At 65.0% G+C, this 360-nt stretch carries 1 pseudogene; it reads right to left on the bottom strand.

Going from position 1 to position 360, the window contains the following annotated elements:
- A pseudogene (locus EN824_RS33785) lies at positions 1-360 on the bottom strand (cytochrome P450); the annotation flags it as partial.

The following is a 360-nucleotide window of genomic DNA, read 5'->3' as shown; positions in this document are numbered from 1 at the left end:
CGCGTGCCAGCCTTTCCAGCATAGGCCGGATAGCAGCGCCGACCTCGGCGCTGATCGCATCGGCGATTTCCTGGCGCTTCGCGTCGTTCTCGAAATTGATGGCGCCCTGGGCGAGCCCATAAAACCAGCGCCGCAAGGTCGGCATGTCGATGTCCATGAGCCCGAGCGAGCGCGCCAGGCTGAGCGTCGACACCGGCTCGAAATAGTCTGCCATCAGTTCCGCCGTGCCCTGTTCGGCGATCTGGTCGAGAAAGGGCCCGGCGATAGAGCACACGAGGTCGCCGGCAAAGGAGGCGACGGTGCGCGGCCGATATTTTGGATCGACGCCCTGCCGCAATTCCCTGTGCGTCTCGCCGTCGG

This window comes from Mesorhizobium sp. M8A.F.Ca.ET.181.01.1.1, assembly GCF_004792025.1.
In the GTDB taxonomy this organism is placed as follows: Bacteria; Pseudomonadota; Alphaproteobacteria; order Rhizobiales; family Rhizobiaceae; genus Mesorhizobium.
Note: the sequence above shows the minus strand (reverse complement) of the source record. Positions and strands in the feature narration are given on the sequence as shown.